Here is a 26937-nt window from a genome sequence, read left to right on the forward strand (position 1 = left end):
CGCAAACCGGTGAAAACCTTACCCTATATAACTGAAACTCGCGGAAAAACCCTGTCGGGAATGGCCGGTTGTGCTGATCGCTGCGCTAAAGCGGTTCACGCCCTCAGAAGAGGGGCGGAGCCGGTGGTACCAATTTAGTGCGCGAAACGCCGGTTTGAACCGCTTTGGTGCTTTTTGCCTTTATCGCAGGCCTGCCAACCTCCATGGAAAATCTGCAAAGCGCAGTGGACACCCTCGTCCACAGCTCCAACACCCTGTTCATTCTGATCGGTGCGGTCATGGTTTTGGCCATGCACGCCGGTTTTGCCTTCCTCGAAGTCGGCACCGTGCGTCAGAAGAACCAAGTCAACGCCCTGTCGAAAATCCTCAGTGACTTCGCGATCTCCACCCTGGCCTATTTCTTTATAGGCTATTGGATCTCTTATGGCGTGAGCTTCATGCAACCGGCGGCAGTGATCAGTGCCGATCACGGCTATGGTCTGGTGAAGTTCTTCTTCCTGCTGACCTTTGCCGCGGCGATTCCGGCGATCATTTCCGGGGGCATTGCCGAGCGTGCACGATTTGTTCCGCAACTGTGCGCTACCGCGCTGATCGTGGCGTTTATCTACCCGTTTTTCGAAGGCATGGTGTGGAACGGCAATTTCGGCGTGCAGGCCTGGTTGCTCGCGACCTTCGGTGCCAGCTTCCATGACTTCGCCGGTTCCGTGGTGGTGCATGCCATGGGCGGCTGGCTGGCGTTGGCGGCGGTGCTGTTGCTCGGGCCGCGCAACGGGCGTTATCGCGAAGGGCGCCTGGTCGCGTTTGCGCCGTCGAGCATCCCGTTCCTGGCGCTGGGCTCCTGGATTCTGATTGTCGGCTGGTTCGGCTTTAACGTGATGAGCGCACAAACCCTGAACGGCGTCAGCGGCCTGGTGGCGGTCAACTCGCTGATGGCCATGGTCGGCGGTACGGTTGCGGCGCTGGTGATTGGCCGCAATGACCCCGGCTTCCTGCACAACGGCCCGCTGGCCGGGCTGGTGGCGATTTGTGCCGGTTCCGACCTGATGCATCCGGTGGGCGCATTGGTCACGGGGGTTGTCGCCGGTGGCTTGTTTGTGTGGTGCTTCATCGCCGCCCAGGATCGCTGGAAGATCGACGATGTGCTGGGTGTCTGGCCGTTGCATGGCCTGTGTGGCGTGTGGGGTGGCATTGCCTGCGGCATCTTCGGCCAGACCGCCCTTGGCGGGTTGGGCGGGGTCAGCCTGATCAGCCAATTGATCGGCACCGCGTTGGGTGTGCTGGTGGCGTTTGCCGGCGGCCTGCTGGTGTATGGCGTGATCAAGCGCGTACACGGGCTGCGCCTGAGCCAGGAAGAGGAGTACTACGGCGCGGACCTGTCGATCCACAAGATCGGTGCGATCAGTCAGGATTGATCGGCGCCTCTTCGTCAGGGGCCGCCCGCGGGTAGAAGCCGTGCAGCAGACGGTAGCGGTTATGCCGCACCTCATCGACCCGCGCTTGCACCTGCTGGTCCGGCAGGCCCAGCAGGATCAGGGCGTGGGAGGCGAGCATCAGGCTCGACTCCAGCAGCTCGGGCACCACTTCGCTGGCGCCCGCGGCTTTCAGTTCGGCTAATTGGCTGTCGTCGCGGGTGCGTACCAGGATCGGTACGTCGGCGTTGATCCGGCGGGCTTCCTTCAGCACCAGCAGGGCGACTTCGGTGTTATCCACGGCGATCACCACCAGCCGCGCCCGCTCCAGGCCGACCGCGCTGAGCAGGGCGCCACGGCGGCAGTCGCCGTAATGCACGCTGTTGTCTTCGGTGGCGGCTTCCTGCACCCGTTCCGGGTTGTCATCCAGGGCGATAAACGCCTGTTTTTCGTGGTGCAGAAAGCGCCCGATGGATTGCCCGACGCGGCCATAGCCGCAGATCACCGCATGGTCGCGTAACTCGGCGTTGAGCGCGGTGATGGCTTCGAGTTGCACCTGCTGGTTGGGTTTACGGTGCAGGCGCAGGGCAATGCCCGGTGCCGCGCGCAGCAAAAGCGGGGTCAGCAGCATCGAGCAGAAGGTGGCGGCCAGCAGCAAGCCGTTGAACTCATCCGGAATCAGCCGGCTCTGTTGCATCTGCGCCATCAGCGCAAAACAGAACTCGCCGCCCTGGGCCAGGGCCAGGCCGCTGCGCCAGGCGGTTTCGCGGTCGCTGCCGCGCAGTTTGACCAGCGCCGCGACCACGCAGCCCTTGGTCAGCATCAGCGTGAAGGTCAGGCCGAGGATCAGCAGGCTGTGGCTGATGAACAGTTGCAGGTCGATGAGCATGCCGATGCTGACGAAAAACAGCCCCAGCAGAATGTCGCGAAACGGCCGGATATCCGCCTCGATCTGATGCCGGTAATGGCTTTCCCCCAGCAGCATGCCGGCCAGGAACGCACCAAGCGCCGGGGAGAGGCCCAGCAAGTGAGTGAGCCAGGCGGTCAGCAACACGATCACCAGCGCCAGCAGCACAAACAGCTCGGCCGAATGGGAGGCGGCGACTTCATGGAACAGACGCGGCAATAACCAGCGGCTGGCGAGCAACAGGCCGACGAACAACAACAATGTCTTGGCCAGCGTCAACGGCAGTGCCCAGTACCAGGCCTGCTCGCTGCCACCGGCGAACACCGGCACCAGGGTCAGCAGCAACACCGCCACTACATCCTGGAACAGCAGCACGCCAATCGCGTTCTGGCCGTGGCTGCTGAAGATTTCCCCGAGGCTGCTCAGCTCTTTGCTGACAATGGCCGTGGACGACAACGCCAGCCCCGCACCGAGCATCAAGGCGATGTTCGGCGACACGCCAAAGGCCATCAACAGGCCTCCCAGCAGCAACCCGCAGCCCAGCACTTGCAAGCTGCCCAGGCCAAATACCACGTGGCGCAGGGCGAACATCTTGCTCAGGGAGAACTCCAGGCCAAGGGAAAACAGCAGGAATACCACGCCCAGCTCGGCGAGGTCGGGCAGGTTTTCGCTGTCATTCACCCAGTCGAGGGCGGTCGGCCCCACGGCCAGGCCCACGCACAGGTAGCCCAGCACGGGCGGCAATTGCAGCCGGCGAAACAGCGCAATCACCACCAGGGATGAGGCCAGAATGATCAGCAGGTTGGCGAACACAAACGTCTCCGTTGCAGGGCGAGCGGACAAAAAGCCGCGAGAATCGCTGAATCAGTTATAGGGCATGGTGATCTGGGTCAGGGTTTATCGGCTCGCCAGCGCTATAGAGTCGGCCTAAAATGGGCGCCTATCCCTGATCAGGTCCTGTCGTCATGCCTCCTGAATGCCAGTTGTTCACTACTTCGGGTTGCCATCTGTGTGAGCTCGCCGAAGCAGAAATCATGCCGTTGGTCGAACATGGGTTGCTGGTTGAGCTGGTGGATATCGCCGATTCCGAAGCCTTGTTTGAAGCCTATGGCCTAACGATTCCGGTGCTGCGCCGGGTGGATACCGGGGCTGAACTGGGGTGGCCGTTCGACACGGAGCAGGTGGTGGCCTTCCTATTCTAGCGCTTGGGCGATGGCAGCTTTCTCAATATTGGGTTACTGTATGTTTGTACAGCGATTGAATAGAGGGAACGCCCGTGGTGAATGTTGAACAACTGAAAAGCAGCGTTAATCGCATGTCCGCCGACGTCGTGCGCGATGCGGTGAACGAGCTGCGCCTCGACGGCCTGGTCACGGAAGGCAAGACGCCGTTTAACAAAGTGCATTTCAATACCTGCTTTGCCGAGATCGAAGCGCTGTTCCAACGCGCCGGTTATCACAAGCAGTTGGATGTGGTGGGTTACCAGGGCTTGCTGTACGCGCTATATGATCCGGGCCGTTGGGAAGCGGTGGACGTGCTGCGCTGGCTCAAGGAATTTACCGAGGCCGCCAGTGCTTCGCCGATCCTGCGGGCGCAATTGGCCAAGGCCTGAGATCCGCCCTAGGCTCAATCCCGCTCCATGCGGGATAATGCCGGCCTGTTTCCCAGGCTTCGAGCATCTGCATGTCCACTTCCGGTTTTTCCGCGTCCCAGCATCAAGCCAGCACCCTGTACTTGCCGCCTGGCCCTTGGGCGACGGTGCTCGACTGCCTGTGCGAGCATTTCCCGGCGATCGGCCGCACGCAGTGGCTGGACCGCATCGCCCGTGGCCGGGTGCTGGATCTGCAGGGTAGCCCGATCCGCCTGGACCTGGCCTACAAGGAAGGCCTGTGCATCTACTACTTCCGCGAAGTGCCGAACGAAAAAGTCATCCCGGTGCAGGAAACCATCCTGTACGCCGACGAACACCTGGTGGTGGCGGACAAACCACACTTTCTGCCCGTCACCCCGGCGGGTGAGTACGTCGAGCAAACCCTGTTGCGCCGCCTGATCCGCCGCCTGGACAACCCGTCCCTGGTGCCCCTGCACCGTATCGACCGGCATACGGCGGGGCTGGTGCTGTTCTCGGCCAACCCGCAAAGCCGCTCGGCCTATCAGCAGTTGTTTCCCACGCGTCAAATCGACAAGTTCTACGAGGCTATCGCCCCTGCCTTGCCGAACCTGACCTTCCCGCTGGTCCACAAAAGCCGTCTGGTGGATGGCGAGCCGTTCTTTCGCATGCAGGAAGGGCCGGGCGCCAGCAACACCGAAACGGCCGTGGAAGTGCGCGAAACCCACGGCGACTTATGGCGCTATGGGCTGTTCCCTGTGACCGGCAAGAAGCACCAGTTGCGTGTACACATGACGGCGCTCGGCGCGAGCATTTGCAATGACCCGTTCTACCCCGAGGTGATCAAGGATGCCGTGGACGACTACGCCAATCCCTTGAAGCTGCTCGCCCAGGGGGTGCGTTTTATCGATCCGGTCACGGGTGCAGAACGCAGTTTCCGCAGCCAGATCACGCTCGACTGGTAACCGCAGAAACGACAAGGCCCGCGCGAGGCGGGCCTTGTATGCAAGCGTTGCGGCTTACAGGTCTTTAACGGTACGCACTTGATCCTTGTTGATGCGGGTGCGCTTGCCGTCAAGCTGTTCGAATTCGTAGAAACCCGTATCTTCATTGTATTTCGGGGTATCGACAGCCTGGATTTCGCGACCGTCATTCAGGGTGATCACTGTCGGCGAGGCGCAACCGGCAAGGGTAGCGAGGCCCAGTGCAAGCATGAAAGCGGCGATGGTCCGTTGAGTCATGAGTGTGTCTCCAAGAAAATTCTTTTTGATTGCTGACTGTGTGACGCGTGGCGCGTCGACAAAGTTCCTTGTGCGGGGTTCATTCTGACACGTCGGGCCTGGTGTGTAACAGCGCAGGCGTGTTCAGGTTGGCCAGGCGCGGATCATCTGCCGGGCATTCCAGCCCGATGCCTCCCAACTGCAGGAAGATCTTGCGCGGGCTGCGCTCACCGGCTTGCCAGGCCTGTTCTACCGCGCTTTGCAGGTGGGTGGGGATGATGCAGATCAACGGTTCCCAGAATTCACCGTGGCGCACCATCACCGGCAGCCGCAGATTGCGCTGCGCCGTCTTGCGCAGGTCGGCGAGCAGTCGAGCGTCAAGATGCGGCACATCGCACGGCAAAATCAGTAAGTGCTCATGGCGGGCGGCGTTCAAGCCTGCGCGGATACCGGCCAGCGGCCCGGGGAAATCCGTACTGTCGTCACTCACCAACTGGTCGGCATACGGCGTGTAGCGGTCCGGGTTGCGGTTGCACGAGATGATCAGGTCGTCGGTCAGTGGGCGCACCAAGTGGTGCAAGTGCGCGATCAATGGCTGACCCTGCCATTCCAGCAAGCCTTTGTCTTGTCCGCCCATGCGTTGGCCGCGGCCACCGGCCAACAGCAGAATCGAACAGGGCAGAGGCGAAGAATCGTCGGGCATGGGGGTTCCGCAGCGGCAGGTAAATAGGGGCCTGTGATATAACATCGGGCTGTTCCTTCGACAACCGGACCGTGCCATGAAAGCCAAGGCAGATGCGCCCTTTGTACCCCTGAATATCGCTGTACTGACGGTCAGCGACACCCGCACTCTGGACACCGACACCTCGGGCCAGGTTTTCGTCGACCGCCTGATCGCCGCCGGCCACCTCCTGGCCGAGCGCGTGCTGCTCAAGGACGACCTCTACAAGATTCGCGCCCAGGTGGCCCACTGGATCGCCGAAGACGTGGTGCAGGTCGTGCTGATCACCGGTGGCACCGGCTTCACCGGCCGCGACAGCACGCCCGAAGCGGTGAGCTGCCTGCTGGACAAACAGGTCGACGGCTTTGGCGAGCTGTTCCGCCAGATCTCCGTGGCCGACATCGGCACCTCCACCGTGCAATCCCGCGCCCTGGCTGGCCTGGCCAACGGCACCCTGGTGTGCTGCCTGCCGGGTTCGACCAACGCCGTGCGTACCGGTTGGGACGGCATCCTCGCCGAGCAACTGGACAACCGTCACCGCCCCTGCAACTTCGTACCGCACCTGAAGCAGGCCGAACCCTGTGAATCCCGTGGATAAGCCGGGCAAGACCGGCGCCTTGATGCCGGTGGAAGAAGCCCTGCAACGCTTGCTCGAGATGGCCGAGGCCGCGCCGATTCGCGAGCAGCAGGTGTTGCCCCTGGCTGCAGGTGATGGCCGCGTACTGGCGCAGGATTTGATCTCCACCCTCGATCTGCCGCCGTGGCCCAACAGCGCCATGGACGGTTATGCCATGCGCCTGGCGGACTGGACGGGCGAACCGTTGGCGGTGAGCCAGCGCATCTTCGCCGGTCAGGCCCCCGCGCCATTGGCTGCCGGCACCTGCGCGCGCATCTTCACCGGGGCGCCCGTGCCGCAAGGCGCGGACTGCGTGGAAATGCAGGAAAACACCGTGGTCCACGCCGACGCGCGTGTGAGCTTTACCGAGCCGTTGCATATTGGTCAGAACATTCGCCCGCAAGGGCAGGAAACCACCGTCGGCGAAGTGGTGCTGACCGCGGGCACGCGCCTGGGGCCGATCGAACTCGGCCTGGCTGCGTCCCTCGGTCTCGACCAATTGGCCGTGGTGCGCCGCGTGCGGGTCGCGGTGCTGTCCACCGGCGATGAGTTGATCGAGCCCGGCCTGCCCCTCGGCCCAGGGCAGATCTACAACAGCAACCGTCGCGTGCTGTGCAGTTGGCTGGAGCGCCTGGGATGCGAAGTGATCGATGCGGGCATTCTTCCCGATGACCTGGACCAGACGCGCACGTGTCTGGCGGGCCTGGGCGCGGTTGACTTGATTCTGTCGACCGGCGGTGTGTCGGTGGGCGAGGCGGATTTTCTCGGCATTGCCCTGCGTGAAGAAGGCGAGCTGGCCTTGTGGAAGCTCGCGATCAAACCGGGCAAGCCGCTGACCTTCGGCCATTTCCGTGGCGTGCCGGTGATCGGCCTGCCGGGCAATCCGGCGTCGACGCTGGTGACGTTTGCCCTGTTGGCACGCCCCTATCTGCTGTGCCGCCAAGGTGTGGCGCAGGTCGAGCCGCTGCGGTTCGAGGTGCCGGCGGGGTTCGTCTGGCCCAAGCCGGGCAACCGCCGCGAATATTTGCGCGGGCGCATCGAGCAGGGCAAGGCGGTCATCTATCGCAACCAGAGCTCCGGCGTGCTGCGCAGCGCGGCGTGGGCGCAAGGGTTGGTGGAGGTGCTGGAAGGGACGACGCTGGCGATGGGCGACCGGGTGAATTTCATTCCCCTGAGCGAAGTCCTGAACTGAAGCCGATCTGAATGTGGGAGGGGGCAAGCCCCCTCCCACATTTGGATTGTTGTTTGTCTGGGGCTACTCAGTAGTCGTCGCCACGCTCGGTGACATCACGCTCGACCGGCGCGGCGTGCGGGTCGTACCCCGCCGGAAACTTGCCCTTCAACGTCCAGGCAAACGCAATGATCTCGGCGATCGTGCGGTACAACTCTTCCGGGATACTGTCGCCCAGTTCCATGCGCGCCAGCAGCTTCACCAGCTCGGCGTTTTCATAGATGGGCACTTCGTTTTCCCGCGCCAGCTTGAGGATCGCTTCGGCCAGGGCATCGTCGCCCTTGGCGGTCAGGGTCGGCGCTTGTTGGCCGTCATACTTGAGGGCGATGGCCTGGCGCGGTGGGTTGGCGTTGTTCATGCGGTTTCGTCCACCCAGCGTTGCTCCAATCCGGTTTTCGGCCCGCGTGGCGGCGTGCCGAGGTGGCAGTCGAGGTCGCCGACATTGATGCCCGACGTCACCAGGCGCTCGCGCAAACTGCCCAAGTGACTTTCGATCAAACTGGCGGTGAACGGTCGCGTCGCCCACAACTGGCTCGACAGTTTGCCCTGCGACAACTGCGCCTGGACCTGCAACGGCCCCAGCGGCTCCATGTCGAAGGCCAGTTCCACGCGCCAGAGCATCTGCTTGGGGTCTTTTTTGTCCTTGCGTTCAGGCTGGTCCTTGTCCTGCGCGGGCTCTTCGCGCTGGAACTTGACCTGCAGCGGCACGATGTCCTGCAGGGTCCGCATGGGAATTTCCAGCTGCCAGGTGGTTTGCAGGCGGCCGTCGGCGGTGGTGCCGGTCTGTTCCAGGCTCGACAGCTGATGGCTCTGTAACCGCGAGATGGCCCCGGCGGCCAGGCGCAGCAGGTTCTCCAGGTCGCCTTCGCCTTCCAGGCGTTGCATCAGCCGCTCCGGCAATGGAAAACCGGCGGGTGCCTGGCGGGCGCTGATCTGCCCGAGGGTGTTCAGCGGGCTGCGCACGAAGTTGGGCAGTATCTGGGCCAGGGTGTTGGCGGCGAGGATGGCATTGAGGTTGGTGCTGACGGGCAGGGCGGGCAGCAGATCGGCGACCAGGCGCAACAGCGCGCCTTTCATATCCAGCGGTGGAATTTGCGGGTTTTGCCCGGCCAGCAACTTGGCTTCAAGAAACGCGCCGCTGTTCTGGATGACTTGCGCCAGCACCTTGGGATTGCTGACTTGCGCCAGGTCGGGCAATGCCGCGAGCAGCCGCGTGGCGGCCGAGCGCAGTTCGACGGACGTACTGTCGTCCTGGGGCAGGCGTTGCAACGCGGTGAACACCGCATCCAACGAGCCCTGGCGGCTTTGCTGGGTGGCGAGTTGCTGGGTCACGGCCAGTTGATCCTTGAGCCCGCTCAAGGGCACAAAGTTCAGGGTCTGCGTGTCCTGTACCACAGCGCTGAGCAGGCTGCCGACGCGTAGCGGTTGCGGGCTTTCCAGGGTCAGGGTCGTGCCGGCCAGGGCGCTGTTGAGGACTGTCACCAACGAACGGTAGATCGTCGGTTGCGTGGTGCCTTGGGGCAGCGCTTGGCTGGTCAGGACTTTGGCTTGCAGCAAGGTGCCCGCCGGCATTTGTGTGGTGTCGATGTGGGTGAGGGCGGCGACGTTGGCGCTCAAGGCCTGCTGCAGGCTGAGGGTCAGGTTACCGGCGGACGTCTGGCTCACCGCCACATTGCTGCCCAGCGGCAAGGGTTGCGGGCTGCTGGCCTGCACCAGCGTCTGGCGGCCACCGTCGAGGGTCAATTTGAGCAGCAACTGAAAGGCTTCGCCGCCTTGTTTAAGTGCGATGACTTCGGCGTTCGCGGTTTTTCCCGGGTCGATCAAGCCGATCTGCGGCTCCAGCAGTTTCAGCAACTCACCGGTTGCTGGCGCCGGCGCAGGGGCCGGCCCGGCTGTCGGGGCAGGAGAAAGCGTAGGAAGGTTGATCTCACCGGTCATCGTGCGTGTCGTCTCAGGGGAAATAGCCCTCTTTAGCGTAGGGCATCGCATGTATAATGCGGCCCGTCTGCCATGAGAGCGGTAAAAACCTCACAACTATTTGATCCAGCTCTCTAAAATCGGTCGCCAAAGCCGTTATTGTGCTCCTTTCTATAACGGCCGCAGCACCGCCGACTTGAACCGTAAAGGCCCGCGATCTTTTGACCAGCCCTCTTCTTGAAGCCGTAGCGCTTGCCTGTGAACGCGACCTGCGCCTGCTGTTCGAGCACCTCGACCTGCGCCTGGCGGGCGGTGACATGGTGCAGATCAGCGGGCCCAACGGCAGCGGCAAGACCAGCCTCCTGCGTTTGCTGGCCGGGTTGATGCAGCCCACGGCGGGCGAAGTGCGGCTCAACGGCAAGCCCCTGAACGAACAACGCACCGAGCTGGCCCGCAACCTCACCTGGATCGGCCACGCCGCCGGGATCAAAGACGTGCTCAGCGCCGAGGAAAACCTCAGCTGGCTCAGCGCCCTGCATCATCCGGCCAGCCGCGAGGCGATCTGGCAGGCACTCGCCGCCGTCGGCCTCAAGGGCTTCGAAGATGTGCCCTGTCACACCTTGTCGGCCGGCCAGCAGCGCCGTGTGGCCCTGGCGCGCCTGTATCTGCCCGGCCCGCCGCTGTGGATTCTCGACGAACCCTTCACCGCCCTCGACAAACAAGGTGTCGCCCAGTTGGAAGAACATCTGGCGCGGCATTGTGAGCAGGGCGGCCTCGTCGTGCTGACGACGCACCACAGCCTGACGCGCCTGCCCGCCGGTTACCGCGAGCTGGACCTGGGGCGGTGGTCGGTATGAGTGTGTTCGCGCTGTTGGTGGCCCGCGAGGCGCGGCTGTTGTGCCGGCGCCCGGCCGAACTGGCCAATCCGCTGGTGTTCTTTGCGATTGTCATCGCGTTGTTCCCGCTGGCGGTCGGCCCCGAGACTAAACTGTTGCAAACCTTGTCTCCGGGACTGGTGTGGGTGGCGGCCCTTTTGTCCGTGCTGCTCTCGCTGGACGGGCTGTTTCGCAGTGATTTCGAGGACGGTTCCCTGGAACAGTGGGTCCTTTCGTCGCACCCCCTGCCACTTCTGGTATTGGCCAAGGTACTGGCACACTGGGCGTTTTCCGGCCTGGCGCTGGTGTTGCTCTCGCCGTTGCTGGCAATGATGCTAGGGTTGCCCAGTGAATGCCTGCCGGTATTGCTCATGTCCTTGTTGCTCGGCACGCCGGCGCTCAGCCTGTTGGGAGCGGTGGGCGCGGCGCTGACGGTGGGTTTGAAACGCGGCGGCCTGCTGCTGGCCTTGTTGATTCTGCCTTTGTATATCCCGGTGTTGATCCTCGGCAGCGGCGCTTTGCAAGCCGCGCTCATGGGCATGCCGGCGACCGGTTACCTCCTGTGGCTTGGCAGCCTGACCGCCCTGGCGGTAACCCTGACACCCTTTGCCATAGCCGCCGGCCTGAAGATCAGCGTCGGCGAATAATGAAGTCGGGTTACGCGTAACCCGTTCTTCAACATAAGAAAGACCCTACGCTTCTTGCAAATACAAGACGCAACCGTGATGGAAACAGCAATGAACTGGACCTGGTTTCACAAGCTCGGCTCGCCCAAATGGTTTTACGGCATCAGCGGCAAGCTGCTGCCGTGGTTGAGCATCGCCGCCGTAGTGCTGATCGGCCTCGGCCTGGTCTGGGGCCTGGCCTTCGCGCCGCCGGATTACCAGCAGGGCAACAGCTTTCGCATCATCTATATCCACGTGCCTACCGCAATGCTGGCCCAGTCCTGCTACGTGATGCTGGCGGTGTGCGGCATCGTCGGCCTGGTGTGGAAGATGAAACTCGCGGACGTCGCCCTGCAATGCGCCGCGCCCATCGGTGCGTGGATGACCGCCGTGTCGCTGGTCACCGGCGCGATCTGGGGCAAACCCACCTGGGGCTCGTGGTGGGTGTGGGATGCGCGACTAACGTCCATGTTGATCCTGCTGTTTCTGTACTTCGGTCTGATTGCCCTGGGCAACGCGATCAGCAATCGTGACAGCGCCGCCAAGGCCTGTGCGGTGCTGGCGATTGTCGGTGTGATCAACATCCCGATCATCAAATACTCGGTGGAGTGGTGGAACACCCTGCACCAGGGCGCCACCTTCACCCTCACCGAAAAACCGGCGATGCCTGTGGAAATGTGGGCGCCGCTGTTGCTGATGGTGCTGGGGTTCTACTGCTTCTTCGGCGCTGTGCTGCTGATGCGGATGCGCCTTGAAGTGCTCAAGCGCGAAGCCCGCGCCAGTTGGGTCAAGGCCGAAGTGCAGAGCAGCCTGGGAGTGCGTGGATGAGTTTTGCTTCTTTCAGTGATTTTCTCGCCATGGGCCACCATGGCCTGTATGTCTGGACGGCCTACGGCATCTGCCTGGCGGTACTGGCCCTCAACGTTGCCGTGCCGATCCTGGCCCGCAAGCGTTACCTGCAACAAGAGGCGCGTCGTCTGCGCCGGGAGACCGAAAAGTGAATCCGCTGCGTAGAAAGCGTCTGTTGATCATCCTTGCCATTCTGGCCGGCGTCGGTATTGCCGTGGGCCTGGCGATGAGCGCCCTGCGGGAGAACATCAACCTGTTCTACACCCCAACCCAGATCGCCAACGGCGAAGCACCGCTGGACACGCGCATCCGCGCCGGCGGCATGGTGGAGAAGGGCTCGTTGAAACGCTCCGGCGATTCTCTCGACGTCACCTTCGTGGTCACCGACTTCAACAAGGCCGTGACCATTACGTATCGCGGCATCCTCCCGGACCTGTTCCGCGAAGGCCAGGGCATCGTCGCCCTGGGCAAACTGAATGCCGATGGTGTGGTGGTGGCCGATGAAGTACTGGCCAAGCACGATGAGAAATACATGCCGCCGGAAGTCACCAAAGCGTTGAAAGACAGCGGCCAAACCGCTCCAACTCCAGCCAAGGAGGGCTAAGTGATGACGTCCGCACTGTTTATTCCGGAGCTGGGCCATTTGGCGATGATCCTCGCCCTGTGCTTCGCCATCGTCCAGGCCGTGGTGCCGTTGCTCGGCGCGTGGCGCGGCGACCGCCTGTGGATGAGCCTGGCGCAGCCGGCCGCCTGGGGCCAGTTTGCCTTCCTGGTGTTCGCGTTCGGTTGCCTGACCTACGCCTTTATGACCGACGATTTTTCCGTCGCCTATGTGGCCAGCAACTCCAACAGCGCCTTGCCCTGGTATTACAAGTTCAGCGCCGTGTGGGGCGCCCACGAAGGTTCGCTGCTGTTGTGGGCCCTGATCCTCGGCGGTTGGACCTTCGCCGTGTCGATCTTCTCCCGGCAACTGCCGCAAGTCATGCTGGCCAGGGTGCTGGCAGTGATGGGCATGATCAGCGTCGGCTTCCTGCTGTTCCTGATCATGACGTCCAACCCGTTCAGCCGCATCTTGCCGCAGATCCCGGTGGACGGGCATGACCTCAACCCGCTGCTGCAGGACATCGGCCTGATCGTCCACCCGCCGATGCTCTACATGGGCTACGTGGGTTTCTCCGTGGCCTTCGCCTTCGCCATCGCCGCGTTGCTCGGCGGGCGCCTCGATGCGGCCTGGGCGCGCTGGTCGCGGCCATGGACCATCGTCGCCTGGGCCTTCCTCGGCATCGGTATCACCCTGGGTTCGTGGTGGGCCTATTACGAGCTCGGCTGGGGCGGCTGGTGGTTCTGGGACCCGGTGGAAAACGCGTCCTTCATGCCATGGCTGGTGGGTACGGCGCTGATTCACTCGCTGGCCGTCACGGAAAAACGCGGTGTGTTCAAGAGTTGGACAGTGTTGCTGGCCATCGCGGCGTTTTCCCTCAGCCTGCTCGGTACTTTCCTCGTGCGTTCGGGCGTGCTGACTTCGGTTCACGCGTTTGCGTCCGACCCTGCCCGCGGTGTGTTCATCCTGATGTTCCTGCTGTGTGTGGTCGGCGGTTCCCTGACCCTGTTTGCCCTGCGCGCGCCGGTGGTCAAGAGCCAGGTCGGCTTCAACCTGTGGTCGCGGGAAACCCTGTTGCTGGGCAACAACCTCGTGCTGGTGGTGGCCGCGTCGATGATCCTGCTCGGCACCCTGTACCCGCTGGTGCTGGATGCGCTGACCGGCGCCAAGCTGTCGGTCGGCCCGCCGTATTTCAACGCCTTGTTCATTCCGTTGATGGGCTTGTTGATGGTGGTAATGGCCGTCGGCGTGCTGGTGCGCTGGAAAGACACCCCGGTGAAATGGCTGGTGGGCATGCTGACCCCGGTGCTGCTGGGCAGCGCCGCCTTGGCCGTGATCGCTGGTATCGCTTATGGCGACTTCAACTGGGCGGTCCTCGCCACGTTCATGCTCGCCGCCTGGGTATTGCTGGCCGGCATGCGCGACATCGTCGACAAGACCCGTCACAAAGGCCTGATCAAAGGCCTGCCCACCCTGACCCGCAGCTATTGGGGCATGCAGATTGCGCACATCGGCATCGCCGTGTGTGCCCTCGGCGTGGTGCTCTCCAGCCAGAACAGCGCCGAGCGTGACCTGCGCCTGGCCCCCGGCGAGTCCATGGACCTGGCCGGTTACCACTTCATCTTCGAAGGCGCCAAGCACTTCGAAGGGCCGAACTTCACGTCCGACAAAGGCACTGTGCGCGTAGTCCGCAACGGTAAGGAAGTCGCCGTGCTGCACCCGGAAAAACGCTTGTACACCGTGCAGAGTTCGATGATGACCGAAGCCGGGATCGACGGCGGTTTCACCCGTGACCTTTACGTCGCCCTGGGTGAGCCGCTGGGCGAAGGTGCCTGGGCGGTGCGCGTGCATGTCAAACCGTTCGTGCGCTGGATCTGGTTCGGCGGTTTGCTCACCGGTCTGGGTGGTGTGCTCGCGGCGCTGGACCGGCGCTATCGGGTCAAGGTCAAGAGCCGGGTGCGTGAAGCACTGGGCCTGCAAGGAGCGGCGGTATGAAGCGTTGGTTGATGGTCGTGCCGCTGGCATTGTTTCTGCTGGTGGCGGTGTTCCTGTATCGCGGGTTGTACCTGGACCCGGCCGAGTTGCCCTCGGCCATGATCGGCAAGCCGTTCCCGGCGTTTTCCCTGCCGACGGTGCAGGGCGACAAGACCCTGACCCAGGCCGATTTGCTGGGCAAACCGGCGCTGGTCAACGTGTGGGGCACCTGGTGCATTTCCTGCCGCGTAGAACACCCGGTGCTGAACAAACTCGCCGAGAACGGCGTGGTGATCTACGGCATCAACTACAAGGACGACAATGCGGCGGCCTTGAAGTGGCTGGCGGAATTCCACAACCCGTACCAGTTGGATATCCGCGATGAAGACGGCAACCTGGGGTTGAATCTCGGCGTCTACGGCGCCCCGGAAACCTTCTTTATCGATGCCAAGGGCGTGATCCGCGACAAGTATGTCGGCGTCATCGATGAAGTGGTCTGGCGCGAACAACTGGCCGCCAAGTATCAGGCCCTGGTCGACGAGGCCAAGCCATGAAGCGCTGGTTAGCTGCTGCCGTATTGGCCCTGGGCCTGGCGGGCGTGGCCCACGCCGCCATCGACACCTACGAATTCGCCAACGACGCCGAGCGTGAGCGTTTTCGCGAACTGACCAAGGAACTGCGCTGCCCCAAGTGCCAGAACCAGGACATCGCCGACTCCAACGCGCCCATCGCCGCCGACCTGCGCAAAGAGATCTTCCGCATGTTGGGGGAGGGCAAGGACAACCAGCAGATCATCGACTTCATGGTCGACCGCTACGGCGATTTCGTGCGCTACAAACCGGCCCTCACCGGCAAGACCGCACTGCTCTGGTTCGGCCCCGCCGGGCTGCTGCTGGCTGGCATGGTGGTGATGGTGGTGATCGTCCGCCGTCGCCGCGCCGCGCCTACCGATGGTTCCGACGCGCTATCCCCCGACGAGCGCCAACGCCTCGACCAATTGCTGGACACCAAGACTGATGATTGATTTCTGGCTCGCAGCCGGTTTGCTGCTTCTGATTGCCCTGAGTTTCCTGTTGATCCCTGTGTTGCGCGGCCGTCGTGCCCAGCGCGAAGAGGATCGCACCGCGCTGAACGTGGCGCTGTATCAAGAACGCGTGGCCGAACTGCAAACCCAGCAGGACGAAGGCGTGCTCAACGCCACGCAACTCGACACCGGCCGCGCCGAAGCCGCGCGCGAATTGCTGGCCGACACCGAAGGCGTGGAAAAGCCCCGCGAATCGCGTCTGGGCAAACCGCTGCCGTTGCTCGCAGCGGTTTTAGTGCCTGTGCTGGGCATTGGCTTGTATCTGCACTTCGGTGCCAGCGACAAGGTCGAACTGACCCGCGAATTCTCCCAGCCACCGGTGTCCATGGAAGACATGACCCACCGCCTGGAACGCGCCGCCGCCGCCCAGCCGGATTCGGCAGAAGGCTTGTACTTCCTCGGTCGCGCCTACATGGCCCAGGACCGCTCTGCCGATGCCGCCAAGGTCTTCGAGCGCACCGTGGCCCTGGCCGGGCGCCAGCCGGAGCTGTTGGGCCAGTGGGCCCAGGCCCAGTACTTCGCCGACAACAAGCAGTGGTCGCCCAAGGTCCAGGCCCTGACCGACGAAGCCCTCAAGCTCGACCCGCGAGAAGTCACCAGCCTCGGTCTGCTTGGCATCGCGGCCTTTGAAGGCCAGCGCTACCAGGAGGCGATCGATTACTGGAGCCGCCTGCTGGCGCAACTGCCGCCCGAAGACAACTCCCGCGTCGCCCTGCAAGGCGGGATCGACCGCGCGGCAGAGCGGCTGAAAGCGAGCGGTGGCACCGTCGCCCAAAAAGCTGTGATGAAAGTGCGCGTGGACCTCTCCGCCGACATCAAGGCCAAGGCCCTGCCAAGCGACAGCGTGTTCATCTTCGCCCGCGCTGTCTCCGGCCCGCCGGCGCCGCTGGCGGCCAAGCGTGTGACCGTCGCCGACCTGCCGGTCACCGTCGAACTGGGCGATGCCGACGCAATGATGCCGCAGTTGAAACTGTCCAACTTCCCTGAAGTCCAACTGGTTGCGCGCATATCCCGGGCCGGTCAACCGACCACTGGCGAGTGGATCGGCCGCAGCCAACCCCTGGCCAGCACCACCACTGCGCTGCAGCAGCTGACCATCGACAGTCCGGACAAGTAATTCGAGGAAACGCCTATGACCGCCCTTGCACGCATCACCCTGCTCAGCCTGGTATTGGGCTTGAGCGCTTGTGCGGTCCACCGCCCACCTCCGGCACCCACCGGCCCGACCATTCCCCCATCGGGCCCCTCGACCAAGCCAGCCACCAGACCCTCCAGCCCGGTCACCGCACCCGCGAAAGCGCCACCGAGCAAGTCGCCGACCTTCGCCCCGCCACCCGGCGCGGCCAGCCACTGGGACGGCAAGATGCAGGTGTATGTGCTGGAAGACCAGCCCGACACCTTCTACCGCCAGCGCACCTACTACCGCTGGAGCAACGGCTGGAGCCGCTCCATCAGCCCGGACGGGCCGTGGGAAGAGACCGACGTGCATGGCGTACCGCCGGGGTTGAGCAAGCAGTACGCGCAGTGACAGAAGGCGACCTTTGGGTCGCCTTTTTCATGCCTGCAGTGTGGTCCTTCAAACGCTGGAGATCCAATGCCGGAGCCGGACTTGTCCGAGATAGAGGTCTGTCAGATAAAAATGATTTCCGAACTCAGCGCCATGAGTCCGTCATAGGCTGATGGCGTCATTCGGCGGATCTTCATCCTTACTCTCAACAAGTGCCGTTCGATAAAAGATTGTGCTGTCTTCGCACTTTCCACACGGACTGCCGCCATTCGCCCCTAGACGGACAGTTTGGGTGAAAAAATCGGCTCGACACCTACAAGCTGCTGGCGCGGCGTTGCTGCTTTCTTCGCCTTGTAGGACGGACCCTGTAGCGAGCAGGTAGGTATGAATGCCACCTCTGCGGACACGTACTTGGTGACCAGGGAATTGAGTTTCAGACAAGGCGAAAACTACTGCGATGGCATGGCGGAAAACCGCGCCTGTACTGCTGAAGGGCTGGGTCACATTGATTTCGTGATACTCGCACTTGAACTCCGCAGGATGGCGATCTGCGACACGCCCGCAATATCCGTATTGATTGAGACGGCGGCTGGTCAGCGAGCCGAGGAGGCCTGCGCGCCACAGTACGCCTACCGTAAAGGTAGGGCGAGATGAGCGAGGGGTAACTGCAAACCTGTAATTATGCTGCCCGGTAGCTCATAAGTTGAAGTTTGAGATTGCCCGTCAGGGGATGGTTGATGCGGCGTTGGGGATGTAACTCCATTAAATGAGAGGTTTCACTCAATAAAAAAGGAAGTTTCTATGTGTTGCCTACTTTTGTTGGAGTAGGAAGGAGGTCTTTTTTAAACTTGGCGGTTGGCTCATAGTTGGTTCGTAGCGGATGGCAAGGCTCTAAGTCGCATGTTTCATAGGTTTGTTGGAAATAATTGATTTGTGGATTGACATGTGTGGCGTGATGCTAATAATTTTGTGTGCAATGCCTTTTTAAAGGCGGGTTGAAATTCATTTGTTATAAAAACAAGGATAATTATATGAGTGTTCAGAATCCGATCGGCGCGGGATCAAATGAAAGAACTACTCGTGGTGAAATATATAAAGTGTGCGAGGCTGGTTATAATGAAATCGCAAATGCGATAGTGCGGCACTCTGCCCTACGTGAGCTTGAGTCGTTTGGGAAAATTATTTCCGATAAGCCACTAAGTCATCCAGAAAGGGCTCTATTTTTTGCAACTATTTGGGCTTTCTTCAAGGATGTTCCGGCTGGAATCGTCGCATTGGCTGCGCGCGTTACGGATGAATGGATTAAAGAAGATATGTGGCACGGCACGGCTAAAGCCGCGCATATTCTTTACGCATCCGTGGATGAATACGGTCTACATCAACATAGCAAGCATATGTTGCCAACCCATCATCAAATGTTCAAACAACTGACCACTCACCTGGGACTTTCCGATGCTGAGCTGTTCAATCCTCACTACATTCTTCCTGAGGGCACCGCCATGGGTAATAATACCCATCGAATGTACCGTTCTGAGTTTTTAGGTGAGGCATTGGGTTTTCATTTGGCGTCAGAAATGACTTCCTCACGAGAGTTTCAGTTTTTCCTGAAAGGATTTCAAAAATATGCCGGCGAATATGGTCTGGTCGACGAAGATGACCCCGTTTTGGCATTCTTTGCGATTCATTGTGAGGTTGAACCTATGCATGTCGCGACCGGGCGCGAAATCATGATTTCGTACTTGGAGAAAAATCCAACTATTGCCCCGCATGCAATGCGCGGGGCGATGGCATTTATGGATGGGTTCGAGCAAATGTTTGCCGCTTTGAATCGGCGGCTGGCCTGAAAATCGAACTTCTGATAGTGAAGGACATTATTATGAGTCGGTCTTATGAGTGCCAGATTTGCCACTACGTTTATTCAGAGTCTTCAGGCGAGGCTCTAGTCGATATAGAACCCGGCACGACTTGGGATGAGATTGGGGAGGCGTTTCAATGCCCGCACTGCCAAGCGAAGAAAAAGCTGTTTATTGAGGTTCTGAGTTAGATGCAGGGTTTTCTGAGTTCGATGGTATTCGCCACAATGCTTTCCATAGGTTTTGGACCGATAGCCTTGATCATCCTGAGGCAGTCCATCGCCTGTGGCTTTCGCGGCGCACTACCTGGGGCTCTAGGTGCGGCAGTTGCAGATGCGGTTTTTGCGGCTGTCGCATTTTATGGTTTGCAGACAATCAAGGCATTTTGGCTAGCCAATAACCGTCTGTTGACCTGGGTGGCAATTGCTTACCTGTTTTATCTGGGGGGCATTACATTTGCAAAACATACAGCTGTGGCACAAGTAAAAACGACAGCAGGATTTATCCCGGTCTTTTTACTGACGCTAATGAACCCACTCACTATCGTAGCGATCTCCTCCTATGTGATTGCCAGCGGCACGCTGTTTGAGGGGCTCGGGCTCTACCTGAGTCTGGCGGGTTTTCTGGTGGGTTCATTTTTAGGCCAGATGTTATATGCGCTGGGTGGCAGCCTCATCAGGACTGCGCTGATCGATAATCCTGATCTTGATGTGATCAATCGTATCAGCGGTGGATTATTGATTGGCTTTGCGGTGTGGCAATGCGCGCGCGTTTTGTCTGGAGGCTGACCCTCTGCCTTCCGGGAAACCGTGCACAGTTCCTGCACCCGAACATGAAAGCGCCTACGCGCACGCCTGACCGAGTGCGTAGCGTGTCGCAATCCGATACTGTGGCCGCCGCCGTGAAACGTAGTCGGTCATGCAACAAATCTGCAAACAAGCGAAGAGGGTGTATTGATGGCGGGCAGGTTGATCTATCTCATCGGGCCATCGGGTTCGGGCAAGGACAGCCTGTTGGACGCTGCACGACCACGTTTGGCCGAACGTGGCTGCCGCATTGTGCGTCGGGTGATTACGCGCTCGGCGGAAGCGGTGGGCGAGGCGGCACAGGGGGTGAGCGCCGAGCAGTTTGTCGCGATGCAAGCCGAGGGCGCGTTTGCGTTGAGTTGGCAGGCCAATGGGTTGTCCTATGGCATACCCACGGACATCGACGCGTGGCTGGCGGCGGGGGAGGATGTGCTGGTCAACGGCTCCCGTGCCCACCTGGCGCAGGCCCGCGAGCGTTACCCGGCGTTGCTGGTGGTGTTGCTGAGTGTCGATCAGGCGGCGCTGCGCCAGCGCTTGCTGGCGCGGGGGCGTGAGTCGGTGGCGGATATCGATGCGCGCCTGGCGCGTAATGCACGGTTTACGGCGCAGTTGCTGGCCGGCATGGGGGCGGGGTTGCTCGTGCTGGATAACTCCGGCCCGCTGGAGCATACGGTCGAGTGTTTGCTGCGCTACCTGGACCCGTCAGCGCGTTGACAACCGTTCCACATACTCCACAAACGCCCGCGCCTTGGCACTCGCCATCCGCCCTGTCGGAAACACCGCCCATAAGTCCCGCGCCGGCAAATGCCAGTCGGTCAGCACCGGCTTCACCGCGCCACTGGCCAGTTCCGGCGCGAACATCCAGGCCGATGCCAGGGTCAGGCCCAAGTGGTTCAGCACAGCCGCGCGCACCCCTTCCGCCGCTGTGATGTGCAAGCGGCCATGGACGACGATCGGGTATTCGCGGGCGTCTCGGGTAAATGTCCAGCGCGCGCCCTCGCCCTGGGTGTAGATGACCGCCTGGTGTCGCAGCAGATCGACTGGCGTGGCGGGTTCGCCGAAGCGTTCGAAGTAGGCCGGGGTGCCCAGGATATGGCAGGGCGACGCCCCGATCTTGCGTGCGGTCAGCCCCGAATCGCTCAGGTTGCCCATGCGCAGGGCGACGTCGATGCCTTCTTCCACCAGGTTGAGGCTGTGGTCGTCGAGTACCACATCGATGTTCAACCCAGGGTACTGCTCCAGGAACGGCCCCAGGTGCGGAAGGATATGCAGGCTGGCGAAGGTCACGGCGGCGCTGATGCGCAAGTTACCCGACAGCCCGGCGCCCGCGCTGCGGGCAGCGTCGTCGGCCTCGTTGGCCTCATCGATGGCGCGCTTGGCTTTTTCGAAATACGCCAGGCCCGCTTCGGTCGGCGTCAGGCCCCTGGTTGAGCGCAGTACCAAGCGCACCGCCAGGCGCGCTTCCAACTGCGCGACGCTCTTCGACACCGCGGGCTGGCCGATGCCCAGGCGTTTGGCGGCGGCGGAGAACGAGCCGGTTTCGACAACGTGGACGAAGGTTTCCATGGCGGTCAGGCGGTCCATCGGGTGTCCCTTGCTTGTGATTGAGCGCATCGCGACGCAGTACGGCGCAAAGCCTACGGGGAATGGCTATGGCTTGTCACCCGCTCCCAGGCGGGGTTTATCGCCGTGAAGAAGCTTAAGTGGATATGTCTTTGTCTGGCGGGAATTGAAGTAAGCCAGTGACGGGTATTTGTTTAGAATTTGTTTTTTTATTGTAAAAGCAACCCGGTATTGGTGAGTCGGTTGTGTGGTTGGATGTTTAAATTGCAAATAAAATCCTGGTTGTCTGACTGCATGTTACGCGGCGTGTGGTTGTTTCAGCTGAAACTAAAATAGTGTTGGTCCGCTATTTTTCACTGTGCGAGATTATCGGCGATAACGATGAGCCTGGTTTAACGCGGCTCGCGGTTATTGATACTTAATCTCCGGATCGATTCGATTCGGTGTTCTTGTGTATTCATTAATAATACGAGTGCCGCACAATGAATGGACCTGATCTGTTTTCTGTAACTTCCCGCATGGGGTTTCCGATATCGGACCCCGGCCCGTTTGGTGCCGGGGCCTCGAAGAAACCGTCGTTTACGACGGACCAGGCGGCCAAACAAATCACGCGGGAAAATCATCGTTTCCGTGACCGTAACGGCGATCAGAAGATCGACTTGCACTACACGGTCGACGCGAGTTTCACCGCCCAGCAGAAACAGCGCGTGCACCAGGCAGTGCAAGCCTGGCAGGATGTGGCCAATATCAGTTTCCGCGAGCAGTCAAACGGTACGGACGGAGCGCTCAGTATCCACAACAACCCTCGCGGCGACCGGGGGGTTGCCGACTTACCTCATGGTTCCACGAATCGGACAGCGGCCACGATCGGCACCCGGGGCGGGGCGGCTTCGCCTGCGCTGGGCAGTCACTTTTCGGTCACGGCTATTCATGAAATCGGTCACGCTATTGGCCTGCAACATCCGGGACGCTATAACGGCGACGGTGCCAACTACCAAAACGGCGCGGTCTACGCGCAGGACACCAAGGCACGCACCGTGATGAGTTACTGGTCGGAACGCCATCAATCCGGTCATGACTTCAGATCGCTCAATCCGTCTGCCCCGATGATGGACGATATCGCCGCGGCGCAACGCTTGTATGGCGCCAACCACCAGACCCGCAAGACCGACACCGTCTATGGTTTCAACTCCAATACCGAGCGCGAAGTGATGAGCCTTACCAGCGCCAGGGACAAACCGGTGTTCTGTGTGTGGGATGGTGGTGGTGTGGATACGCTGGATTTTTCCGGGTTTTCCCAGGATCAGAAGGTCGATCTGAATGCGGAGTCGTTCTCTGACGTGGGCGGCTTGAAGGGCAATGTGTCCGTCGCCAAGGGATGTGTTATTGAAAACGCGATCGGCGGTGCCGGTCGTGATGCCTTGATCGGCAATGATGCGGCCAACCGCCTCAAGGGCGGTGCCGGCGCCGACACGTTGAGGGGCGGCGGCGGCGCGGATACGTTTGTCTACGATAACGTCAGCGACTCCGCCGCACAGAGCCCCGACCTGATCGAGGACTTCACCAGCGGTACCGATAAGATCGACGTCTCGGGTGCGTTAAAAGCGGCAGGTGTGCGCGCCCTGGTGTTTACCGATCGGTTCAGCGGCCGCGCCGGTGAAGCGGTGCTCAAACACGATGCCAGTACGGGGGGGGCGAGCCTGGCCATTGATCTGAAGGGGACGGGCAACGCGGACATGGTGATCAACAGCAAGGGGCAGATCAAGCCTGGCGATGTACGGTGGGATGGGTCGCAGCCTGAAGTTCAGTCTGTGCCGACGCCAGCCCCAACTCCGACTCCGGCTCCAACCCCAACCCCAACCCCAACCCCAACCCCAACCCCAACCCCAACCCCAACCCCAACCCCGCCGCCGGGTGAAACCCCAAACGGGCCGTCCGCACTGATCGAAATGCTTGCCAAGACGCTGTCAGCGTTCGTGTTACAGCTGCTGCAGATTATCGCCCCATCGTCCAGTGGCAGGCCGCGCTCGTAACCCCACCCACGATCCCGAGGCATCATGCCGTCAGGCAGTGACCGCCGAAGTGTGGCGCGAAGCACTGAGAAAGCGCAGCAGCGCCACCAGCGGGAACGCACTGCCCACCAGCATCACGCCCAGCCAGCCGCCGTGTTCGTACACGCTGCTGGCAATCGCCGAGCCGAAGGCACCGCCGATGAAGATGCTGGTCATGTACAGCGCGTTCAGGCGGCTGCGGCTGTTGGCGTCGAGGGCGTAGATGGCGCGTTGGCCGAGGACCATGTTCATCTGCACGCAGAAGTCGAGGACCACGCCGGTCACCGCCAGGCCGATCACGCTGTACAGCGGGTGTACGAAGGCCGGCAGGAAGCTCAGCACCGCAAACACCATGGCCAGCAGTGACGCGCGGTGGGTGTGGCCGGCATCGGCCAGGCGCCCGGCGATGGGCGCGGCGATGGCGCCGATGGCACCGACCAGGGCGAAGATTGCGATCTGGGTCTGGCTCAGGCCATGGTTGCGCACCAACTCCAGCGGCGCGGCGGTCCAGAACAGGCTGAAGGTGGCAAACATGCAACCTTGATAAAAGGCGCGCTGGCGCAACAGCGGTTGTTCACGCAGCAGGGTGCCGAGGGAACGCAGCAATTGGCCATAGCTGGCGCTGTGGTCGGGCTGGCGCTTGGGGATGGTCATCAGCAAGACCACGCTGATAACGGCCATCAACGCGGCCGCGGCCATGAACATCGCGCGCCAGCCGAAATGGTCGGCGACCACACTGGACACCGGCCGCGCCAGCAGGATGCCCAGCAACAGGCCGCCCATGATGCTGCCGACCACGCGGCCACGGGACTCGGCAGGTGCCAGGTGCGCCGCCAGTGGGATCAGGATCTGCACCGACACCGAGCTGAAACCGATCAACAACGACACCAGCAGGAACAGGTTCGGTTGCTCGGTAAACGCCGCACCCAGCAGGCTGGCGATGGCGATCACGGTGGTGCTGATCATCAGCTTGCGGTTTTCCAGCAAGTCACCCAGGGGCACCAGGAAGAACAGGCCCAGGGCGTAGCCGATTTGCGTCAGCGATACGATCAGGCTGGCCATGGCGGGCGTCAGGCCGATGTCCGGCGCGATCAGCTCGATGATCGGTTGCGCGTAGTAGATGTTGGCGACGATGGCGCCGCAGCAAAACGCAAACAGCATCACCATCCCGCGGGTCATGGTGCTCGTAGCGTGGGGAGTAGCGTTCATGGTGTTCTCATAAAAGCGAAGGAAGATGGCGAGCGAGAGTAAAGACAAGACACTGCGACGAGTAGGCTGTTAGCGGTGATAACACTCATGCCGTGAAATGATGACTGAAGCCTTGGCGTTGGCTTCGAGCGCCCATGATACATGCAGACACACCGGCCGAAACAGGCGACCCGGCGGCCTGACGATCATGCTTGGCATCAAACGAATGTGGGGGCGGGCTTGCCTGCAATGCGGACACCCCGGTGTATCGGACACACCCGGGCGACGCTATCGCAGGCAAGCCAGCCCCCACATTGGCTCGCGTTTCTTCAGTGCAAGCGGCTTACTGCCCGTTATAGATCTGGTCGAACACCCCGCCATCGTTGAAGTGGGTTTTCTGCACGGTGCGCCAGTCGCCAAAGGTCTTCTCGACCGACAGGAAGTCGACTTTCGGGAAACGATCGGTGTACTTGGCCAGCACTTTCGGGTCACGCGGGCGCAGGTAGTTGTTGGCCGCGATTTCCTGGCCTTCCGGCGACCACAGGTACTTCAGGTAGTCTTCGGCGACTGCGCGCGTGCCTTTCTTCTCGACCACTTTGTCCACCACCGTGACCGGTGGCTCGGCTTCGGCGGAGACACTTGGGTAGACCACTTCGAACTGATCGCGGCCGAATTCGCGGGCGATCATTTCCGCTTCGTTTTCAAAGGTCACCAGCACATCGCCGATCTGGTTGGTCATGAACGTCGTGGTCGCGGCACGGCCACCGGTGTCCAGCACGGGCGCTTGCTTGAACAGCTTGCCGACAAAGGCCTTGGCCTTGTCTTCGTCACCGCCGTTCTTCAGCACGTAGCCCCAGGCCGACAGGTAGGTGTAGCGACCGTTACCCGAGGTCTTCGGGTTGGGCACGACCACTTGCACACCATCCTTGAGCAGGTCCGGCCAGTCTTTCAGGGCTTTCGGGTTGCCCTTGCGCACGATAAACACGGTGGCCGAAGTGAACGGCGCGCTGTTGTTCGGCAGGCGGGTAGCCCAGTTGTCCGGCACCAGTTTGCCGTTGTCGACCAGGGCGTTGATGTCGGTGGCCATGTTCATGGTGATTACATCAGCCGGCAGGCCGTCGATCACCGAGCGCGCTTGTTTGCTGGAGCCGCCGAAGGACATCTGCAAGGTCAGCTTGTCGTTCGGGTGCTCGGCTTCCCAGTGTTTCTGGAAGGCGGCGTTGTAGTCCTTGTAGAAATCGCGCATCACGTCGTAGGACACGTTGAGCAGGGTGGTCGGTGCGGCCTGGACGACACTGGCCAATGCAAGGCCGGCGGCCAGAAGAGAGGCGCTAACGAGTTTTTTCACTGCTCATTCCTTGTTGTACGAGAGTAGAGAGAGGCACTTTGCCAGCGACTATAGCCGGGGGGGCACATTCGCTTAAAGATCAAAAAGATCTTTGCTTATTTCAACTTATTAAACAGTGCATTGCCACACCGTGAACAAAACGCCGCGTTTGCGTCATGGGTGTTTTTCTTGCACACCGGGCAGTCCGTTTGCAACTGTTCACCGCGCATGGCGTTGGCCAGTTCGGCGGTGAAGATCCCGGTGGGCACGGCGATGATCGAATAACCGGTGATCATCACCAGGGACGAGATCACCTGGCCCAGCGGGGTCTTGGGCACGATATCGCCGAAGCCCACGGTGGTCAGGGTCACGATCGCCCAGTAGATGCCCTTGGGGATGCTGGTGAAGCCGTGCTCCGGCCCTTCGATCACATACATCAAGGTGCCGAACACCGTCACCAGGGTGCAGACGCTGAGCAGGAACACCACGATCTTCTGCTTGCTGCCGCGCAACGCCGACATCAGGTAGTTGGCCTGCTTGAGGTACGGCCCGAGCTTGAGCACCCGGAAGATGCGCAGCATGCGGATGATGCGGATGATCAACAGGTACTGGGCATCGCTGTAATACAGCGCGAGGATGCCGGGCACGATGGCGAGCAAATCCACCAGGCCATAGAAACTGAAGGCATAGCGCAACGGCTTGGGCGAGCAGTACAGGCGCAGGCCATACTCGATGGCGAAGATGACGGTGAAGCCCCACTCGATGTAGGCCAGCACGGCGGCGTAATTGTCGTGGACTTCCTGGATGCTGTCGAGGATCACCACCACCAGGCTGGCGAGAATGATCAGCAGCAGGGTGCTGTCGAAACGCCGCCCGGCCGGTGTGTCACTCTGGAAAACCATGACATAGAGACGCTGGCGCCAGTCGTTGTTGCTGTCCATCACGTTCGCCCCTATCGAATATC

General features: G+C 61.3%; 30 protein-coding genes. 21 read left to right on the forward strand and 9 right to left on the reverse strand.

The annotated features are described in order from the left end of the window. The first annotated feature begins 203 nt into the window (after nt 1-203). Nucleotides 204-1412 carry an ammonium transporter gene (locus tag C8K66_RS05225; protein WP_026140339.1) on the forward strand — a complete coding sequence of 403 codons (1209 nt, stop codon included), beginning with the start codon at nt 204-206 and terminating at the stop codon, nt 1410-1412. Here C8K66_RS05225 and C8K66_RS05230 read toward each other — a convergent pair. Further along, on the reverse strand, nt 1399-3129 hold the full coding sequence (locus tag C8K66_RS05230; RefSeq protein ID WP_026140340.1) for a monovalent cation:proton antiporter-2 (CPA2) family protein: 1731 nt from the start codon (nt 3127-3129) through the stop codon (nt 1399-1401). The two genes, C8K66_RS05225 and C8K66_RS05230, sit on opposite strands and share 14 nt — an antisense overlap. 152 nt (nt 3130-3281) lie before the next feature. On the opposite strand from C8K66_RS05230, the gene C8K66_RS05235 reads away from it, so the two are divergent. The 3 genes from C8K66_RS05235 (at nt 3282) to C8K66_RS05245 (ending at nt 4890) form a co-directional block, all read left to right on the forward strand. Further along, on the forward strand, nt 3282-3518 hold the full coding sequence (locus C8K66_RS05235; RefSeq protein ID WP_046384225.1) for a glutaredoxin family protein: 237 nt from the start codon (nt 3282-3284) through the stop codon (nt 3516-3518). A 74-nt stretch (nt 3519-3592) separates the two neighbouring features. Then, the gene (locus tag C8K66_RS05240; RefSeq protein ID WP_017529348.1) at nt 3593-3928 is read left to right on the forward strand and encodes a hypothetical protein; all 336 of its coding nucleotides are present in this window, start codon (nt 3593-3595) and stop codon (nt 3926-3928) included. Between the two features lie 71 nt (nt 3929-3999). Then, nucleotides 4000-4890: a pseudouridine synthase gene (locus tag C8K66_RS05245; protein ID WP_046384224.1), complete on the forward strand. Its 891-nt coding sequence runs from the start codon at nt 4000-4002 to the stop codon at nt 4888-4890. A gap of 54 nt (nt 4891-4944) precedes the next feature. Here the strand turns inward: C8K66_RS05245 and C8K66_RS05250 are convergent, their stop codons facing one another. Both C8K66_RS05250 and mobA read right to left on the reverse strand, forming a co-directional pair. Further along, complete coding sequence (locus C8K66_RS05250; protein ID WP_017849428.1) at nt 4945-5166, reverse strand: YgdI/YgdR family lipoprotein; 222 nt, start codon at nt 5164-5166, stop codon at nt 4945-4947. Between the two features lie 79 nt (nt 5167-5245). Further along, entirely contained in the window at nt 5246-5848 is a 603-nt protein-coding gene (gene mobA, locus C8K66_RS05255) for a molybdenum cofactor guanylyltransferase MobA (RefSeq protein ID WP_057003719.1), read from the reverse strand. 76 nt (nt 5849-5924) lie between these two features. On the opposite strand from mobA, the gene moaB reads away from it, so the two are divergent. Together moaB and glp are read left to right on the forward strand one after the other, a co-directional pair. Next, nucleotides 5925-6464 carry a molybdenum cofactor biosynthesis protein B gene (gene moaB, locus C8K66_RS05260; protein ID WP_017849430.1) on the forward strand — a complete coding sequence of 180 codons (540 nt, stop codon included), beginning with the start codon at nt 5925-5927 and terminating at the stop codon, nt 6462-6464. Beyond that, a complete protein-coding gene (gene glp / locus C8K66_RS05265; protein WP_108524406.1) occupies nt 6448-7674 on the forward strand; it encodes a gephyrin-like molybdotransferase Glp in 1227 nt (408 codons plus the stop codon). Before moaB ends, glp begins: the two co-directional genes overlap by 17 nt. A gap of 67 nt (nt 7675-7741) precedes the next feature. Here the strand turns inward: glp and C8K66_RS05270 are convergent, their stop codons facing one another. Beyond that, nucleotides 7742-8071, reverse strand: coding sequence for an EscU/YscU/HrcU family type III secretion system export apparatus switch protein (locus tag C8K66_RS05270; RefSeq protein WP_079443165.1), 330 nt, complete (start codon nt 8069-8071; stop codon nt 7742-7744). After that, nucleotides 8068-9651: a flagellar hook-length control protein FliK gene (locus tag C8K66_RS05275; RefSeq protein WP_108524407.1), complete on the reverse strand. Its 1584-nt coding sequence runs from the start codon at nt 9649-9651 to the stop codon at nt 8068-8070. The genes C8K66_RS05270 and C8K66_RS05275 overlap by 4 nt, the downstream gene beginning before the upstream one ends. A 200-nt stretch (nt 9652-9851) precedes the next feature. Here C8K66_RS05275 and ccmA point away from each other — a divergent pair, with 200 nt between their 5' ends. The 14 genes from ccmA to phnN all read left to right on the forward strand — a co-directional run bounded on the left by ccmA (nt 9852) and on the right by phnN (nt 20558). Beyond that, a complete protein-coding gene (ccmA, locus tag C8K66_RS05280; RefSeq protein WP_017849434.1) occupies nt 9852-10487 on the forward strand; it encodes a cytochrome c biogenesis heme-transporting ATPase CcmA in 636 nt (211 codons plus the stop codon). Beyond that, entirely contained in the window at nt 10484-11152 is a 669-nt protein-coding gene (ccmB, locus tag C8K66_RS05285) for a heme exporter protein CcmB (protein WP_017849435.1), read from the forward strand. Before ccmA ends, ccmB begins: the two co-directional genes overlap by 4 nt. A 90-nt stretch (nt 11153-11242) precedes the next feature. Further along, complete coding sequence (locus C8K66_RS05290) at nt 11243-11998, forward strand: heme ABC transporter permease (RefSeq protein WP_108524408.1); 756 nt, start codon at nt 11243-11245, stop codon at nt 11996-11998. Then, nucleotides 11995-12171 carry a heme exporter protein CcmD gene (gene ccmD / locus C8K66_RS05295; RefSeq protein WP_017849437.1) on the forward strand — a complete coding sequence of 59 codons (177 nt, stop codon included), beginning with the start codon at nt 11995-11997 and terminating at the stop codon, nt 12169-12171. The genes C8K66_RS05290 and ccmD overlap by 4 nt, the downstream gene beginning before the upstream one ends. Beyond that, nucleotides 12168-12623: a cytochrome c maturation protein CcmE gene (ccmE, locus tag C8K66_RS05300; RefSeq protein ID WP_017849438.1), complete on the forward strand. Its 456-nt coding sequence runs from the start codon at nt 12168-12170 to the stop codon at nt 12621-12623. Before ccmD ends, ccmE begins: the two co-directional genes overlap by 4 nt. Before the next feature lie 3 nt (nt 12624-12626). Continuing rightward, nucleotides 12627-14615, forward strand: a complete 1989-nt coding sequence (locus C8K66_RS05305; RefSeq protein ID WP_017849439.1) for a heme lyase CcmF/NrfE family subunit — start codon at nt 12627-12629, stop codon at nt 14613-14615. After that, nucleotides 14612-15148, forward strand: a complete 537-nt coding sequence (locus tag C8K66_RS05310; RefSeq protein WP_017849440.1) for a DsbE family thiol:disulfide interchange protein — start codon at nt 14612-14614, stop codon at nt 15146-15148. Before C8K66_RS05305 ends, C8K66_RS05310 begins: the two co-directional genes overlap by 4 nt. Then, nucleotides 15145-15618, forward strand: coding sequence for a cytochrome c-type biogenesis protein (locus tag C8K66_RS05315; RefSeq protein ID WP_017849441.1), 474 nt, complete (start codon nt 15145-15147; stop codon nt 15616-15618). The genes C8K66_RS05310 and C8K66_RS05315 overlap by 4 nt, the downstream gene beginning before the upstream one ends. Next, the gene (gene ccmI, locus C8K66_RS05320) at nt 15611-16795 is read left to right on the forward strand and encodes a c-type cytochrome biogenesis protein CcmI (protein WP_108524409.1); all 1185 of its coding nucleotides are present in this window, start codon (nt 15611-15613) and stop codon (nt 16793-16795) included. Before C8K66_RS05315 ends, ccmI begins: the two co-directional genes overlap by 8 nt. Nucleotides 16796-16810: 15 nt before the next feature. Then, nucleotides 16811-17206: a hypothetical protein gene (locus C8K66_RS05325; RefSeq protein WP_017849443.1), complete on the forward strand. Its 396-nt coding sequence runs from the start codon at nt 16811-16813 to the stop codon at nt 17204-17206. Between the two features lie 1010 nt (nt 17207-18216). Beyond that, on the forward strand, nt 18217-19029 hold the full coding sequence (locus tag C8K66_RS05335) for an iron-containing redox enzyme family protein (RefSeq protein WP_108524410.1): 813 nt from the start codon (nt 18217-18219) through the stop codon (nt 19027-19029). Between the two features lie 32 nt (nt 19030-19061). Further along, the gene (locus C8K66_RS31535) at nt 19062-19229 is read left to right on the forward strand and encodes a rubredoxin (RefSeq protein WP_017849446.1); all 168 of its coding nucleotides are present in this window, start codon (nt 19062-19064) and stop codon (nt 19227-19229) included. Further along, nucleotides 19230-19826, forward strand: coding sequence for a LysE family translocator (locus C8K66_RS05345; protein WP_046384216.1), 597 nt, complete (start codon nt 19230-19232; stop codon nt 19824-19826). Between the two features lie 168 nt (nt 19827-19994). Then, the gene (phnN, locus tag C8K66_RS05350) at nt 19995-20558 is read left to right on the forward strand and encodes a phosphonate metabolism protein/1,5-bisphosphokinase (PRPP-forming) PhnN (RefSeq protein ID WP_017849448.1); all 564 of its coding nucleotides are present in this window, start codon (nt 19995-19997) and stop codon (nt 20556-20558) included. Here phnN and C8K66_RS05355 read toward each other — a convergent pair. Further along, on the reverse strand, nt 20547-21428 hold the full coding sequence (locus C8K66_RS05355) for a LysR family transcriptional regulator (RefSeq protein WP_108524411.1): 882 nt from the start codon (nt 21426-21428) through the stop codon (nt 20547-20549). The two genes, phnN and C8K66_RS05355, sit on opposite strands and share 12 nt — an antisense overlap. A 461-nt stretch (nt 21429-21889) precedes the next feature. On the opposite strand from C8K66_RS05355, the gene C8K66_RS05360 reads away from it, so the two are divergent. Beyond that, nucleotides 21890-23440: a M10 family metallopeptidase C-terminal domain-containing protein gene (locus C8K66_RS05360; RefSeq protein WP_256590906.1), complete on the forward strand. Its 1551-nt coding sequence runs from the start codon at nt 21890-21892 to the stop codon at nt 23438-23440. Nucleotides 23441-23470: 30 nt separating this feature from the next. On the opposite strand, the gene C8K66_RS05365 is transcribed toward C8K66_RS05360, so the two are convergent. The 3 genes from C8K66_RS05365 to C8K66_RS05375 form a co-directional block, all read right to left on the reverse strand. Beyond that, nucleotides 23471-24667 (reverse strand): MFS transporter, encoded by a 1197-nt coding sequence (locus tag C8K66_RS05365; protein ID WP_026140344.1) that lies wholly within the window; start codon nt 24665-24667, stop codon nt 23471-23473. Nucleotides 24668-24989: 322 nt separating this feature from the next. Continuing rightward, nucleotides 24990-25994: a sulfate ABC transporter substrate-binding protein gene (locus C8K66_RS05370; protein ID WP_108524413.1), complete on the reverse strand. Its 1005-nt coding sequence runs from the start codon at nt 25992-25994 to the stop codon at nt 24990-24992. A gap of 95 nt (nt 25995-26089) precedes the next feature. Next, complete coding sequence (locus tag C8K66_RS05375; protein ID WP_046384212.1) at nt 26090-26914, reverse strand: ion transporter; 825 nt, start codon at nt 26912-26914, stop codon at nt 26090-26092. Nucleotides 26915-26937 lie beyond the last annotated feature (23 nt).

It is taken from the genome of Pseudomonas sp. GV105, from assembly GCF_003058185.1.
Lineage (GTDB): Bacteria > Pseudomonadota > Gammaproteobacteria > Pseudomonadales > Pseudomonadaceae > Aquipseudomonas > Aquipseudomonas veronii.